At 64.7% G+C, this 14,656-nt stretch carries 16 protein-coding genes; 8 read left to right on the plus strand and 8 right to left on the minus strand.

Going from position 1 to position 14,656, the window contains the following annotated elements; genetic code table 11:
• Positions 1–56 precede the first annotated feature (56 nt).
• From MGMSRV2_RS18810 to MGMSRV2_RS18845, 8 genes are all read left to right on the plus strand, one after another.
• A complete protein-coding gene (locus MGMSRV2_RS18810; protein ID WP_024081967.1) occupies positions 57–332 on the plus strand; it encodes a metal/formaldehyde-sensitive transcriptional repressor in 276 nt (91 codons plus the stop codon).
• Between the two features lie 14 nt (positions 333–346).
• Positions 347–1,285 carry a CDF family Co(II)/Ni(II) efflux transporter DmeF gene (dmeF, locus tag MGMSRV2_RS18815; protein WP_024081968.1) on the plus strand — a complete coding sequence of 313 codons (939 nt, stop codon included), beginning with the start codon at positions 347–349 and terminating at the stop codon, positions 1,283–1,285.
• Positions 1,286–1,377: 92 nt separating this feature from the next.
• Entirely contained in the window at positions 1,378–2,181 is an 804-nt protein-coding gene (locus tag MGMSRV2_RS18820; RefSeq protein WP_242410786.1) for a phosphate/phosphite/phosphonate ABC transporter substrate-binding protein, read from the plus strand.
• The gene (locus tag MGMSRV2_RS18825; protein WP_024081970.1) at positions 2,178–4,370 is read left to right on the plus strand and encodes a PAS domain S-box protein; all 2,193 of its coding nucleotides are present in this window, start codon (positions 2,178–2,180) and stop codon (positions 4,368–4,370) included. The genes MGMSRV2_RS18820 and MGMSRV2_RS18825 overlap by 4 nt, the downstream gene beginning before the upstream one ends.
• Positions 4,371–4,384: 14 nt before the next feature.
• Complete coding sequence (gene ihfB, locus MGMSRV2_RS18830) at positions 4,385–4,672, plus strand: integration host factor subunit beta (RefSeq protein WP_024081971.1); 288 nt, start codon at positions 4,385–4,387, stop codon at positions 4,670–4,672.
• Complete coding sequence (locus tag MGMSRV2_RS18835; protein ID WP_024081972.1) at positions 4,669–4,998, plus strand: lipopolysaccharide assembly protein LapA domain-containing protein; 330 nt, start codon at positions 4,669–4,671, stop codon at positions 4,996–4,998. Before ihfB ends, MGMSRV2_RS18835 begins: the two co-directional genes overlap by 4 nt.
• Before the next feature lie 26 nt (positions 4,999–5,024).
• Positions 5,025–5,732 carry an orotidine-5'-phosphate decarboxylase gene (gene pyrF, locus MGMSRV2_RS18840; RefSeq protein WP_024081973.1) on the plus strand — a complete coding sequence of 236 codons (708 nt, stop codon included), beginning with the start codon at positions 5,025–5,027 and terminating at the stop codon, positions 5,730–5,732.
• Positions 5,729–6,367: a phosphoribosylanthranilate isomerase gene (locus tag MGMSRV2_RS18845; protein ID WP_024081974.1), complete on the plus strand. Its 639-nt coding sequence runs from the start codon at positions 5,729–5,731 to the stop codon at positions 6,365–6,367. The genes pyrF and MGMSRV2_RS18845 overlap by 4 nt, the downstream gene beginning before the upstream one ends.
• Before the next feature lie 24 nt (positions 6,368–6,391).
• On the opposite strand, the gene MGMSRV2_RS18850 is transcribed toward MGMSRV2_RS18845, so the two are convergent.
• The 8 genes from MGMSRV2_RS18850 to MGMSRV2_RS18885 all read right to left on the minus strand — a co-directional run bounded on the left by MGMSRV2_RS18850 (position 6,392) and on the right by MGMSRV2_RS18885 (position 14,623).
• A complete protein-coding gene (locus MGMSRV2_RS18850; protein ID WP_024081975.1) occupies positions 6,392–7,102 on the minus strand; it encodes an N-acetylmuramoyl-L-alanine amidase in 711 nt (236 codons plus the stop codon).
• Positions 7,099–7,983: a DMT family transporter gene (locus MGMSRV2_RS18855; RefSeq protein WP_024081976.1), complete on the minus strand. Its 885-nt coding sequence runs from the start codon at positions 7,981–7,983 to the stop codon at positions 7,099–7,101. Before MGMSRV2_RS18855 ends, MGMSRV2_RS18850 begins: the two co-directional genes overlap by 4 nt.
• 6 nt (positions 7,984–7,989) lie before the next feature.
• Positions 7,990–9,795 (minus strand): ATP-binding cassette domain-containing protein, encoded by a 1,806-nt coding sequence (locus MGMSRV2_RS18860; RefSeq protein ID WP_024081977.1) that lies wholly within the window; start codon positions 9,793–9,795, stop codon positions 7,990–7,992.
• Between the two features lie 125 nt (positions 9,796–9,920).
• Complete coding sequence (locus MGMSRV2_RS18865) at positions 9,921–10,709, minus strand: SPOR domain-containing protein (RefSeq protein ID WP_024081978.1); 789 nt, start codon at positions 10,707–10,709, stop codon at positions 9,921–9,923.
• A gap of 120 nt (positions 10,710–10,829) precedes the next feature.
• Positions 10,830–11,729 carry a 50S ribosomal protein L11 methyltransferase gene (locus MGMSRV2_RS18870; RefSeq protein ID WP_024081979.1) on the minus strand — a complete coding sequence of 300 codons (900 nt, stop codon included), beginning with the start codon at positions 11,727–11,729 and terminating at the stop codon, positions 10,830–10,832.
• Between the two features lie 3 nt (positions 11,730–11,732).
• On the minus strand, positions 11,733–12,089 hold the full coding sequence (locus tag MGMSRV2_RS18875; RefSeq protein WP_024081980.1) for a type II toxin-antitoxin system RelE/ParE family toxin: 357 nt from the start codon (positions 12,087–12,089) through the stop codon (positions 11,733–11,735).
• Entirely contained in the window at positions 12,086–12,349 is a 264-nt protein-coding gene (locus MGMSRV2_RS18880) for a type II toxin-antitoxin system ParD family antitoxin (RefSeq protein WP_024081981.1), read from the minus strand. Before MGMSRV2_RS18880 ends, MGMSRV2_RS18875 begins: the two co-directional genes overlap by 4 nt.
• Before the next feature lie 36 nt (positions 12,350–12,385).
• Positions 12,386–14,623, minus strand: a complete 2,238-nt coding sequence (locus tag MGMSRV2_RS18885; protein WP_024081982.1) for an ATP-dependent helicase — start codon at positions 14,621–14,623, stop codon at positions 12,386–12,388.
• Between the last annotated feature and the right edge of the window lie 33 nt (positions 14,624–14,656).

Genomic DNA, 14,656 nt, shown 5'->3' on the forward strand with positions numbered 1-14,656 from the left:
CATGGCGGGCTGGACATTATAGGGTAGCCCCCTATACTATATTGATGGAGGTGAGCATGACGCACGTGTTCAAGGATCGGCCCAAGCTGGTGGCCCGTATTCGCCGCATCAAGGGCCAGGTCGAGGCGGTGGAACGGGTTTTGGACGGCGATGGCGACCGTTGCCTGGAGGTCCTGCAACTGGTGGCCTCGGTACGCGGCGCCATCAACGGCCTGATGGCGGAGCTGGTGGAAGGCCATGTCACCCATCATCTGGTCGATGCCGACGACGAAGCCGCCCGCCGCCAGGGCGGCGACGAGCTGATTCAGGTTTTGCGCACCTACATGAAATAAGTCAGGGGGCGAGGATGGTTTCGGTCGAACATTCCCATGTCTATCTGGGGGCATCGCAGCAGCGCAACGAACGGCGGACCTGGGCGGTCATCGTCTTGACCTTGGTCACCATGGTGGCGGAAATCGCTGCCGGCACCATCTTCGGCTCCATGGCTCTGGTGGCTGATGGCTGGCACATGTCCACCCATGCCGCCGCTTTGCTGATCGCCGCCCTGGCCTATCTGTTCGCCCGTCGTCACGCCCATGATCCCCGCTACAGTTTCGGCACCGGTCGGTTGGGCGATCTGGCCGCCTTTGCCAGTGCGGTGGTGCTGGCCCTGGTGGCGCTGGAAATCGGCTGGGAAAGCAGTCAGCGCCTGTTGGCGCCGGTGGACATCCAGTATTCCCAGGCCATCTTGGTGGCGGTGCTGGGCCTCGTGGTCAATCTGGTCTCGGCCTGGCTGCTGCATGATGGTCATGATCATCATGACCACGACCACGACCAGGATGAACATCATCACGGTCACGACAACAATCTGCGTGCCGCCTATATGCATGTGATCGCCGACGCCCTGACCTCGGTGCTGGCCATCGCCGCGCTGCTGTTGGGGCAGGCCTGGAACTGGCCGTGGCTGGACCCGTTGATCGGGGTGGTCGGCGCCCTGGTCATCGCCCGCTGGTCCTGGGGGTTGATGGTGCAAAGCGGCGCCGTGCTGGTCGGTCGTCTCGATGCGGTCGGGCAAGGTCAGCCCCAGGCTATCCGTGCGGCCCTGGATAACGACCTTGACCGCATCACCGATTTGCATGTGTGGCAGGTGGGGCCGGGGCACCATGCGGTGATCGTCGCCTTGGCGTCCGCTGCCCCGCAACCGCCGGATTTCTATAAACAGAAGCTGCGGCATCTGGGGTGGATTTCCCATCTGACCATGGAAATTCAGCCATTGGAATTAGACAGCCTGCGGCCAAAGTCGTAATATCCCGCCCGGTCATGAACGGGCTGGTTGACGGTCGAGCAAGGGGGGCTCTTTGCCGCATGCGCAAGGGGGGGGAGGTTCTTTTTTTGCTGATGTTGCTGGTGCTGTGGTGTGGCGATGCCGCCGCCCAAGGGGCGTTGGTGGTTGGCGTCACGCCGCAGCAATCCGCCGGCAGGTTGGCGGAAAGCTGGGTCCCCTTGCTGGAAGAGGCCGGGCGCCGCTTCGGTGCGCCGCTTACGTTTCGGACCGCTCCCGCCACCGAGGAATTCGAGCGCCGTGTCCTGGCCGGAGAATATGATGTGATTTACGGCAGCCCGGTGCTGTACGTGGCCGCCGCCCGCGTGCTGGGGGCCAGGGCCATCGCCCGCCAACGTCAGGATGAACAGGGCGTGTTGGTGGTGAAGGGCGATTCCGCCATTGCCTCCGTCGCCGATTTGCAAGGCCGCGTCGTCGCCTTTCCCGCCGCCAGCGCCTATGGCGCTTCGATCCTGACCCAGGCGGAGTTACGCCGTCAGGGGGTGGACTTTCAGACCAAGACCCTGGCCTCGGACGAATCGGTTTACCGCGCCGTCCTCGACGGCATGGCCGATGCCGGCGGCGGGGCCTTGCGCACCCTGGGGCGGCAGGATATTGAAACCCGCAGTTTTTTACGCGTGCTGATGATCACTGAACCCTATGCCGCCTATCCGGTCTTCGTCCTGCCGCGGGTGGGACGGAAGCAGGCGGCGCATTTACAGGCGGTCCTGTTTTCGCTGGATTCGGATGCGACCGGCCAGGCGGCTTTGAAACGGGCGACGTTGCAGGGCATCGCCCTGGCCGACGATCATACCTATGATCCGGTGCGGCGTTTGGGGCTGGACGCCGTGGAGCGATTGCTGAAGGGGGCGGCGCCATGAAGTTCCGCACCAAGACCGTCCTGGGTGTGGCGGTGATCGAAGCGGTGCTGCTGACCATTCTGGTCCTCAGCACCTTGGGCATCATGCAGCGCACCGCCGAGCAGGAATTGCTGCACCGGGCGGAAACCACCGGCAAGCTGCTGGCTGCGGCGTCGCGCGACGCCCTGCTGGCCTGGGATTTCGCCACCTTGGACAGCATCGCCCAGGAAGCGACGTCGTCGGGGCGCTTGCGCTATGTGCGTTTCATGGAAAAGGACGGTCGGGTGCTGGCCCAATATGGCGACGCAACCGCCGGTCCGGTCGGTTTCATTGCCGATGACGGATTGAAAACCGTTGATGACGGGGTGTTGGATCAACACGCCGAAATCCTGGTGGCCGGGGTGCCCTATGGGCGGGTCCAGTTCGGCTTGGATATCGACAGCGTCACCGCCGCCACCGCTTACATGCGTGGCTGGGCCTTTGGCATCTCCGCCGTGGAGATGGTGTTGGTGGCCTTGTTCTCGCTGCTGTTGGGGCTGTATCTGACCCGGCAATTAGCCTCGTTGCGCGATGCCAGCCAGCGTCTGGCCCAAGGCGACATGACCTATCGCATTCCGGTCAAGGGCTCGGACGAATTGGCCGAGACGGCGCGGGCCTTCAACACGATGGCCGACCGTCTGCAAAGCTTCTATGGCGATCTGGCCGAGCGCGAGGCCCGCTTCCGCCAGTATTCCGAGGTCAATTCCGACTGGTACTGGGAAACCGACCGCGACGAACGCTATGTCTTTATTTCCGACAGTTTCGAATCCATCACCGGGCGCAGCCCGGCGACGTTGCTGGGTAAGCGGCGCTGGGATCTGGGCAGCACCGAGATGGAGGTGGACGCCGAGCTGTGGCAGGGCCATCTCGAGGATCTGTCCGCCCATCGCGCGTTCCGCGATTTCAAGTATTGGATCGAGGCCGATAACGGTCGCCCGTGCTGGCTGAAGGAAAGCGGCGTGCCGCGTTTCGACGATGAGGGCCATTTCATCGGCTATCGCGGCACCGGCGCCGACATCACCGCCGCCATGGAAAGCGCCCACCGCATGCATATGCTGACCCGGGCGGTGGAGCAAAGTCCGGTGTCGGTGGTCATCACCGATCTGGACCGGCGCATCCAGTACGTGAACCCCAAATTCCTCGACGCCACCGGCTATGGCGCCCAAGAGGTCATCGGCCAGATGCCGTCGATCCTGAAATCGGGGCGGACCGACGATACGGTCTATCAGGACTTGTGGGCAACCTTGGAGCGGGGCGAACAATGGCGGGGCGAATTCGTCAACCGCCGCAAGGACGGCAGCCTTTATTGGGAACAGGCCACCATCCAGCCCATTCGCAACCTGGAAGGGCGCATCACCAATTATCTTGGCATCAAGCTCGACATCACCGACCGCAAGCGGGCCGAGGACAAGCTGGGTCACCTGCTGGACGAGTTGAAGCGGTCCAACCAGGATCTGGAACAATTCGCTTATGTGGCCAGCCATGACCTGAAGCAACCGCTCAGGCAGATATCCAGCTTCGCCACCTTGCTGGAACGTCGTCTGGGCGACCAGGCCAGCGACGAGGTGCGTGATTACCTGGGCTTCTTGAATGATGGCGCCAAGCGGATGCAGGCGCTGGTCGGCGATCTGTTGGATTATTCCCGCGTCAGCCATCGCCCTTTGCACAATGACAGCGTCGCCATGGACGAGGTGTTGTCGGCGGCTCTGGTGCTGCTGAATGCGGCGATGGCCGATGGGGCGGCGGTGATCGAGCGTCAGCCTTTGCCCAATGTGCAGGGCGACCGCAGCCAATTGGAGCGGCTGCTGCAAAATCTGGTGGGCAATGCCCTGAAATACCGCGATCCGGCCCGCACGCCCATCATCCGCATCGGCTGCGACGACGGCGTGTTCTTCGTCGCCGATAACGGCATCGGCATCGCCGCCGATCAGGCCGACCGCGTCTTCATGATCTTCCAGCGCCTGCATTCGGCCCAGGCCTATGAAGGGACCGGCATCGGCTTGGCCATTTGCCGCAAGATCGTCGAGCGGCACGGCGGGCGGATTTGGCTGAGTTCTGCGGGGGAAGGCCAGGGAACCACCTTCTTCTTCACCCTGCCGGGGCCGGCGGCGCACCATGTGGTTGACTCGGGGGCGGGGCTTGGGCAGGCTGGCGCCCAACAACAGGCCTGAATGGAAACCACGCCATGACCAAGTCGGAGCTGATCGCCCGCCTGGCGGAAAAGAACCCGCATTTGTACCAGCGCGACGTGGAACGTATCGTCACCACCATTTTTGACGAGATCGCCGAGGCTTTGGCCCGGGGGGATCGGGTGGAATTGCGCGGCTTCGGCGCTTTTTCGGTGAAAAGCCGCGACGCCCGCCAGGGCCGCAATCCGCGTACCGGCGAGCAGGTAGCGGTTGACGGCAAGGTGGTGCCCTTCTTCAAGACCGGCAAGCAGCTGCGCGAGCGGTTGAACGCCGGCGACGAGTGACGACCGTGCGCTGGCTCGGCTGGCTGCTGGCCATCCCCGTCGCCCTGCTGATCGTTGTCTTCGCTGTCGCCAACCGGCATGAAATCCGCCTGGACATGTGGCCCTTGCCCTGGGCGGTGGATTTACCGGTCTATCTGGCGGTGCTGGGGGCCCTGGCCAAGGGTATCGTCATCGGTGCCGTCGCCATGTGGCTGTCCGGTTTCCGCGGGCGGCGCAATGCCCGCGACCAGCGCCGCCGGGCCGAATCGCTGGAACGCCAGTTGCGGGCGGCCCAATCGGCCCCATTGCCGGTTGCCGTCGTCACTGACGACCGCGCCGCGCCCTGATAACCTCTTTCTTCAAGGGGGCTGCCATGCCCAATCCCGTTTACGTCGCCCTGGACACCACCAACGTCAACCAGGCCGCCGATCTGGCCACCAAGCTGAAAGGCCTGGTCGGCGGGGTCAAGCTGGGGCTGGAATTCTTCACCGCCAACGGTCCCGCCGGTATCGAGGCCATCACCGCCTTGGGCATGCCGGTGTTTTTGGACCTGAAATTCCACGACATCCCCAATACCGTGGCCGGGGCCATGCGCGGCATCGCGCCGTTGGCGCCGCGCTTCACCACCATTCACGCCTCGGGCGGCTTCGCCATGATGAAGGCCGCCGCCGATGCCGCCAAGGATGGCGCCGACCGCGCCGGGCGCCCACGCGTCAAGGTGCTGGCGGTGTCCATTCTGACCAGCATGGACCAATCGGCCATGGAGGCGGTGGGTTTCCACGGCAGCGTGCTGGAACAGGTCAAGCGTCTGGCCGTGTTGGGTCAAGCTGCCGGTATCGACGGCCTGGTCTGTTCGCCGCATGAGGTGGAAACCGTGCGCTCCATGGTCGGCGCCGGTCTGGCCCTGGTGGTGCCGGGCATCCGTCCGTCCTGGGCCGAGGCCGGGGATCAGAAGCGGGTGATGACGCCGAAAGAGGCGCGCGAACGCGGCGCCGACATCCTGGTCATCGGTCGCCCGATCACCGCCGCCGCCAATCCCGCCGATGCCGCCAAGCGCATTCTTGAGGAGTTGGAGGGTTGAGCGCCGAGGTCAAGATCTGCGGTCTGACCGATGAAGATGCCATCGACGCCGCCATCGATGCCGGTGCCGATTATCTGGGGCTGGTGTTCTTCGCCAAAAGCCCGCGCTTCGTCACCCCCGACCGTGCCGCCGAGTTGACCCAGTTCGTCGAGGGTGTCGACAAGGTCGGTCTGTTCGTCGATGCCGAGGATGCTTTCCTGGACGAGGCCCTGACCCATCTGCGCCTGGATCTGCTGCAATTCCATGGCGCCGAAACGCCGGAACGCATCGATGCCATCCGCCGCGAGTTCGCCGTGCCGGTGATGAAGGTCATCGCCATCGGAAGCGCCGAGGATCTGGCCAAGGCCGAGCCCTATTTCGCTGTGGCCGACCGCCTGCTGTTCGACGCCAAGCCGCCCAAGAATTCGGACCTGCCCGGCGGCAATGCGGTCAGCTTCGACTGGTCGATCCTGTCGGGCTACAAATGTCCGCTGCAATGGATGCTGGCCGGGGGCTTGACCGCCGATAACGTGGCCGAGGCCATCCGCATCAGCGGCGCCCGCGCCGTCGATGTGTCGTCGGGGGTGGAAAGCGCACCCGGAGTGAAGGATGCCGCCAAGATCGCCGCCTTCATCAAGGCGGCCAAGGGCACATAGAGCACTGGCGCGACGCCCTAAAACTCAGCCGCCCTCATAGGACACCACCGGGGCCATACCGGGGCGCAGGGCACCCAGCAGGCGCTCGATGCGACCGGCGGTTTCCGCATCGTTGCCGCCATTGATCAGGTCGGGGCGGAAATGACGCTGGAACGCGGTCATCGCCGCCACCGGGTCACCACTGATGTCGTAACCGTATTCGGCCAACCGGCGCAAGGATTCCTGCGGCAGCCATTCCACCTTTTCCTGACCGGAAAACGGCCACAGGCCGATGCCGTAGGATTTCAGGCGCTGCCACGGGAACAACTCGCCCGGATCGGTCTTGCGCGACGGCGCGATGTCGGAATGGCCGACCACGTTGCGGGCAGTAATGGGATGGCGGGTCAGAATTTTTTGCGCCAAGGCGATCAGCGCATCGATTTGGGCGTCGGGGAATGGACGATAGCCGAACTCATGCCCCGGATTGACCAATTCGATGCCGATGGAGCGGGAATTGATGTCGGTGTGGCCGCGCCACGACGACAACCCGGCATGCCAGGCGCGGCGATCCTCGGGCACCAGCGCCAGCACCGTGCCGTCCTCGTCGATCAGGTAATGGGCCGAGACTTTGGCCGCCGGGTCGCACAGACGGTGCAACGCCACCTCGGCGCTTGGCATGCCGGTATAGTGCAGCACCAGCATGTCGATGACATCGACGCGGCGGGCTTCGTGATTGGGGGAGGGGTGTTGAATCATGTGCCCGGTTCCGGTTCGGCCGGCGGTCGCCGGATGCCGCCCACGAATTGTACCACGGCGACGCCAAGGATGGTGATAGCGCCGCCCACCAGCTTTTGCCAGGTCAGCGTCTCGCCCAGCACCAGCACGCCGCCGGCGACGGCGACCACCGGCCCCAGCAGGGTGACCGGAACCACCCGGTTCATGGGGTGGCGGGCCAATAGACCATACCACAGGGTGTAAGCCACCAGCGACGAGGCGATCACCGTATAGGCCAGACCGGCCAGCGGCTTCCAATCGGCCAGCAGGCGGGCGGGCAGTTCGGTGTGGCCGCTTTCCAGCGCCAACGACAGAGCCAGCAGGATGGGGGCGGCGAACACCGCCATCCAGCCGTTCAAGGCCAACGGATTGATGTCGCCCAGGCGTTTGACCTGCACGTTGCTGACCGCCCAGGCGATCATGGCGACAACCAGGATCAGCACCGGCAACAGCGACGGCAGGCTGGGCTCGCCGGCCAGCAGGGCGACGCCGGAAAAGGCCAGGATCAGGCCGATGGTCCGGCCCAGGCCCAGTTTCTCGCCAAAGGCGACCCAGGCCACCAGGGCCGAGAAGGGAACGCCCAATTGGGTGATGATGGCGGCACTGGCCGCATCCATGCCCGACACTCCTACGAACATCAGGCCGAAATGGCCGACCCCCAGAACCAGGGAGATGCCGATGATGCCTTTCCATTGATGGCGGGCGGGGCGGAACAGGGGCGCCAGCACGGCGGCGACCAGGGCAAAACGGATGGCGGTCAGCAAAAACGGCGGAATGGTCTGGACCGCCACCTTGACGGCGATGAAGTTCAGCCCCCACAGGGTGACGACGCAGATGGCCAGCAACCAATCCTTGAGCGGCATCAGGGTTTATCCGGCCAGTTCTTCACGCAGGCTTTCCAGTTCCAGCCAGCGTTCCTCGGCTGTTTCCAGTTCGGCGCGGGCGACGTCGATGCGCTTGGCCGTCTTGTCGAAACGGGCTGGGTCGCGCGCATACAGATTGGGATCGGCCAGATCGCTTTCAAGCTTGGCGATCTCGGTGTGCAGCTTATCCAGCCGCGCCGGCAAGTCGTCCAGCTCGCGCTGGTCCTTGTACGACAGCTTGCCTTGTGATTTTGGCTTGGCATTTTCCACCTTGGCCGCCGGTTTGACCGCTTCTACCGTCTTTGCCTGGGGCTTTTGCGCCAGATAATCGGAATAGCCGCCCACATATTCCTTGATGTCGCCGTCGCCTTCGACGGCGATGACGCTGGTCACCAGCCGGTCGAGGAAATCGCGGTCGTGGCTGACCACCAACAGCGTGCCCTGGTAATCGGCCAGCATTTCCTCCAGCAGGTCCAGGGTATCCATGTCCAGATCGTTGGTGGGTTCGTCCAGGATCAGCAGGTTGGACGACTTGGCCAGCAACTTGGCCAGCAGCAGGCGGTTGCGTTCGCCGCCCGACAGCGCGCGCACCGGCGTGCGGGCTTGATTGTCGCTGAACAGGAAATCGCGCATGTAACCGACCACGTGCCGGGGGGTGCCGCGCACCCACACATTGTCGCCGCGCCCGTCGGTCAGGGTGTCCCACACGGTGATATCGGGGTCCAGACGGTCGCGGCGCTGGTCGAAATAGGCCGGTTCCAGATTGGTGCCCAGCTTGACCTCGCCGCCATCGGGGGCCAGATCGCCGGTCAGCATGCGCAACAACGTGGTCTTGCCGGCGCCGTTGGGGCCGATCAGGCCGACGCGGTCGCCGCGCATGATGCGGGTGGAAAAGCCATCCGCCACCACCTTGCCGTCGAATTTCTTCACCAGATCGGTGGCCTCGATGACCAGCCGGCCCGACACCTCGCCGGCATCGGCTTCCAGGACGACGCGGCGGTCGTTGTCCATCTTCGACGACAATCGGGTCGAACGTTCCTTGCGCAAGCCCTGCAAGGCCCGCAAGCGGCCCATGTTGCGCTTTCGGCGGGCGGTGACGCCGCGCGACAGCCAATGCAGTTCCTGGCGCAGATTGTTGTTCATGCGGTCCAGTTCGGCTTCTTCCGCCGCGTAGGTGTCTTCCTGCCACTGGCCGAAGCCGGCAAAGCCGAACTCGGCGCGGCGCACCACGCCGCGTTCCAGCCACAGGGTCTGCTTGGATACGCTTTCCAGGAAGCGGCGGTCGTGGCTGATCATCACCAGGGCGCCCTGATAATCCTTCAGCCATTGTTCCAGCCACAAGATGGTGGGCAGGTCCAGATGGTTGGTGGGCTCGTCCAGCAACAGCGCGTCGGGGTTGCCGACCAGGGCGCGGGCCAGGGCGGCGCGGCGGCCTTCGCCGCCGGACAGATTGGCCGGGTCGCGGCTGCCGTCGACGCCCAAGGCTTCCATCATGGCATCGACGCGCCAGGTCTGGTCGTGCTCGTCCGGGGCCAAGCCTTGGGCGACGAAATCGGCCAAGGTGGCGGTATCGATCACCGGGTCTTGGTGCAGATAGCTGATGCGGGCGCCGGGCTGGACGAAGCGCTCGCCCGAATCGGCCAGGATTTCGCCGGCGAAGACCTTGAGCAAGGTGGATTTGCCCGAGCCGTTGCGACCGACCAGAACGGTCTTGTCGCCCTTGCCGACCCAAGTGGTGACGCCCTCGAACAGCGGGTTGCCGCCGAAGGTCAAGCGCACGTCGCGCAAGCTAAGAAGGGGTGGTGAAGCCATAGGCTTCACCTACACCTTGAGGGCTACGCGCGCAAGCGCGAGGTTTGTGCGCGAGGCGCGGCCCGCAAGCGGGCCCGTTCAGACGCCACGCGGGCTTATGCGCGAGGCGCAGCCCGCAAGCGGTGTTACTCGCGCAGGCGCGAGCCGCATTCGTCCACCAGCTTGCCCAATTGCTTACAGATGGCGGCGCGTTCGGCCTCGTCGGCGGCCAAGCCGTACAGGCGGTACCATTTGCCTTTCTTGCCCAAATCAAACGGGGTGATCACCGGCTCCTGCTTGGCCAGGATCGACGATTTTTTCGCCAGGGCCTTCCAACCGGACTTGGCGGTCTGCTCGTTTTTATACGATGCCAGATAGACGATGCTGCGTTTGTCGGGGGCGGCCATCTTGGCCGGTTCGGGTTGCGGCGGCTCTACCTTTACCGGCTCGGGGGCGGGGGCCGGTTCGGGTGCCTTGGCCATCATCGCTTCAGCCGGCACCCGCTTCAGGGTCAGCGCCCAGTTGTTGACGCGGGTCATCAGGCTGCCATCGGCCATGCCCACATAGGCGCCGAAGGCTTCGCCGTCGCAGGTCACATCCATGACCGGGCGCTTTTCGCCCGGCTTGGCGGCGGCGGCGGCGGCGCCGACGACGCTGGCGGCATCGGCTTCCCAGCCCATATAGACCGGCTTGGCACACGTGCGGCCCGCCGGGTCGCCGGCGCTGTTTTCATAAAGCGCCAGCTTTTGCCCGAGATAGGGCGATTTGTCGGTGCCGGTGGAGTCGACGGCCACAGCTTCGACCACTTCCCACAGGCCACCCGGTGGGGTAACCATGCGCTTGGCCGGAGCCGAGGCCACGGGCTGCGGGTCGGAGGCACAGGCGCTTAACGCCAGACTGGCGGCGGCGGCGCAAATGACGGCAAGACGATTCATGCGATGGTCCCCTGTAACCCAACCCCAGGGCACTCTACGCCTTTCGGGTGGGTTGGGCAACTGGGCCGCAGGCCGGCCCGTGAACGGGCCCGCTCAAACGCCGCGCGGGCTTGGTTTGTTTCAACGCCCGATCAGCAGCGTCGCCCAGCCATCGATGACGATACGTTCGCGCAGGCGCAGGCCTTGAGGTTCGTGCGCGCCCATGACCATGCGTTCCTGCCAATCCAGCAGGCCGGACAAGACGGCGACGCCGTCGGGGGCCAGATGGGCGGCCAGATCCTTGGCCATGCGCATCAACGGCTTGGCCAGGATGTTGGCGACGATGATGTCGAAGGGCTGGCCCTGTTTCAGCGCCCGATTGCGATAACCGTCGGAGACAACGCTGGTGAAACGGCTGCCGACGCCGTTCATGCGGGCATTGTTGGCGGCGACCTTGACGGCGCTGGGGTCGATGTCGGTGGCCAGCACGTCCACCGCCCACATCTTGGCCATGCCGATGCCCAAGATGCCCGAGCCGGCGCCCAAATCCAGCGGATGCAGGAAGCGGCGGCGCTTGCCAAGCTTGTCCAGCATGGTCAGGCAGCCGCGTGTGGTGGCGTGCTCGCCCGAGCCGAAGGCGGTGCCAGCATCCACCAGCAATTCGATGCGCCCGGTCGGCACCTTGCCGTCCCAATGGCTGCCACGGACGAAGAACCGCCCGGCATCGATGGGCGGGAAGTCGCGCAGGTTTTCCAAAACCCAATCCACATTGGGCAGGCGCTCGATTTCCAGCGCCGGCAGGTCGTGCCCGGTGGCGGCGGCGATGGCCGACAGCGCCGCGGTGATCTGGGCGCGGTCGGGCGGTGTGCGCGAATAGCCTTCCAGGTGCCACAGGCAATCGCCGTCGGAAATGCCCGATTTGTCTTCCATGAACATGGTCACCGATTCGGCGAAGCGCTCGAACACCTCTTCAAAGGCATCCACCGCCTCGGGGGCGAGGACCAGACGCAGGTGCCAGATATCGGGGAAGACGATGGGCATGATTTATCCTTGTTGCAGGGCTTTGGCGAGATGCGGGGTCGGTTCCATGCGCTGGTGCAGCACGCGCAGGACGATCACGCCTTGCGTTTCATCCGACAGCGTTCCGACTTGGTAATACAGACAATGGGACGCGGCGCCGGTTTTACCCGCCGCCAGTTCCAAATGGAACAGGCGAATGCCGGGCAGCAGATCGGAACGGTCGAGCGAGCCGGGACGCTCCGCATCCTCTCCCAGCAGGGCTTGGGCGGTGTCGAACAAGGCGGCGTACCGCCGTAATTGCCGGCTGCCGAACTGGTCGTTGGTCTGGCGCAGGACGTCGCGCACATCCTGTTGGGCCAGTTCGGTGAATTCGACGATCATTCCCGGTGGCGGGCGGCAACTTGTTCGGCGATCTCGGCGACGCTGATTCGGGACAGGCGCCCGGCTTCGGCATCGTCCAGGCCCAACTGGATTTCCCGGCGCAGGATGGCAATGCGTTCCTGCTCCGCCGCCCGTTCGCGGCGCAGCAGGCGCAGGGCATCGCGCACCACCTCGCTGGCGCTGGCATAATCACCGCCGGAAACCTCGGCCTCGACAAAGGCCATCATCTCGGCCGGCAGGCTGACATTCATGGTCGCCATGATCGGGCACCCTTATTGGCAAATTTTGCCAAAGTATCACGCCGGCTCGACGAAACTGTCCAGCACCTTCTTGGTGCCGGCTTTGTCGAAATTGATCTCCAGCTTGTCGCCATCCACCGCCAGCACCGTGCCGCCGCCGAATTTCTGGTGGAATACCCGCTCGCCCACGTCGAAATCGCTGGTGCGTTCCTTGGGGGCGATGGCCCAGGCGCCCGGCCCCTTCGGCTTGGCCGGCTGCGACCACGAGCCCATCAGGCCGCGTTCGGCCTGGACCTCCACGTGACCAGCGGGCAGTTCGTCGAGGAAGCGGCTGGGCAGGGCGCTTTGCCACTGGTTGTAGATGCGGCGATTGGCGGCGAAGGTGACCAGCACCCGTTTGCGCGCTCGGGTCAGACCGACATAGGCGAGGCGGCGTTCCTCTTCCAATCCCGCATTGCCGCCCTCGTCCATGGCGCGCTGGTGCGGGAACACCCCTTCCTCCCAGCCGGGCAGGAAGATGTTGTCGAATTCCAGCCCCTTGGCCCCGTGCAGGGTCATGATGGTGACCTTGTCGACACCGTCCCGTTGGTCGTTTTCCATGACCAGGGCCACGTGTTCGAGGAAGCTTTGCAGGTTTTCGTAATCGGATAGCGCCCGCACCAGTTCCTTCAGGTTTTCCACCCGGCCCGGCGCCTCTGGGGTTTTGTCGTTCTTCCACATTTCCACATAGCCGGATTCGTCCAGCACCATCTCGGCCAATTCAGGGTGCGGCAGATCGTCCAGCAGGCTGCGCCAGCGCAGCACGTCGTCGCAGAACTTGGAGAGCGCGCCGCGCGGCTTGGGCTTCAATTCGTCAGTTTCCACCAGCAGGCGGGCGGCCTCGAACAGCGGGAAGGCTCGGGCCCGGGCCACCGCGTGCACCGCTTGCAGGGCGGCGTCACCCAAGCCGCGCTTGGGCAGATTGACGATACGCTCGAAGGCCAGCCCGTCATCGGGCGAGTTGATCAGCCGCAGATAGGCCAGGGCGTCGCGGATTTCCTGGCGTTCATAAAAGCGTGGGCCGCCGATGACCCGATAGGGGATGCCGGTGGTGATCAGGCGTTCCTCGAACTCGCGGGTCTGGAAGCCGGCGCGGACCAAAATGGCCATGCTGGCGGCGCTTTCGCCCCGGCGCTGCAAGGTCTCGATTTCCTCGATGACCACGCGGGCTTCTTCCGGGCCGTCCCAGACACCGCGCACGCGGACCTTTTCGATCTCGCTCGCCTCGTGCTTGAGGCCGGGGCGCAGGGTCTTGCCCAGGCGGTCGGCATTGTTGGCGATCAGGGCGCTGGCGGCGGCCAGGATATGGGGGGTGGAGCGGTAATTGCTTTCCAGCCGCACCACCGCCGCGCCGGGGAAGTCGCGCTCGAATTTCAGGATGTTGCCGACCTCGGCCCCGCGCCACGAATAGATGCTTTGGTCGTCGTCGCCGACGCAGCAGATGTTCTTGTGCTTTTGCGCCAACAGCCGCAGCCACAGATATTGCGCCACGTTGGTGTCCTGGTACTCGTCCACCAGGATATAGCGGAACTGCTCCTGATAATGGGCCAGGGCGTCGGGATGGGATAAAAACAAGGTCAGGCAATGCAGCAGAAGATCGCCGAAATCGGCGGCGTTCAGGGTCAGCAGCCGTTCCTGGTACAGGCGATAAAGCTGCCCGGCGCGGCCGCCGGCCAGATCGCCGGCCAGATCGGCGCCGATCTTGTCCGGGGTCAGGCCGCGATCCTTCCAGCGTTGGATCGCCCCCATCAGCGATTGCGCCGGCCATTTCTTGTTGTCGATATGCTCGGCTTCCATCACCTGCTTCAACAGCCGCAACTGGTCGTCGGCATCGAGGATGGTGAAGTTGGATTTCAGCCCCACCGCCTCGGCATGGCGGCGCAGGATGCGCACGCACAGGGAGTGGAAGGTGCCCAGCCATAATTGTTCAGCCACCGGGCCGACCATATGGGCGACGCGGTCCTTCATCTCACGCGCCGCCTTGTTGGTGAAGGTCACCGCCAGGATCTGCCACGGCTGCGCCCGCCGCCCGGCCAGGATCTGCGCCAGCCGGCTGGTCAGCACCCTTGTCTTGCCGGTGCCGGCCCCCGACAGCACCAGCACCGGGCCTTCGGTGGTGGTCACCGCCTGATGCTGTTCGGGGTTCAGGCCGATCAGCCAGGGGGCATCGGCGGGGACGGGCGCCGGACCGCCGCGACGGGGGGCGGGCTGGAACGGATCGGGGATGTCGTCGTCAAGGGCGAAGGGATCAGTCATGGCATGGGACTATAACGAGAACTTTCGCCGAAA

Origin of the sequence: Magnetospirillum gryphiswaldense MSR-1 v2 (assembly GCF_000513295.1) — a bacterium.
Taxonomy (GTDB): domain Bacteria; phylum Pseudomonadota; class Alphaproteobacteria; order Rhodospirillales; family Magnetospirillaceae; genus Magnetospirillum; species Magnetospirillum gryphiswaldense.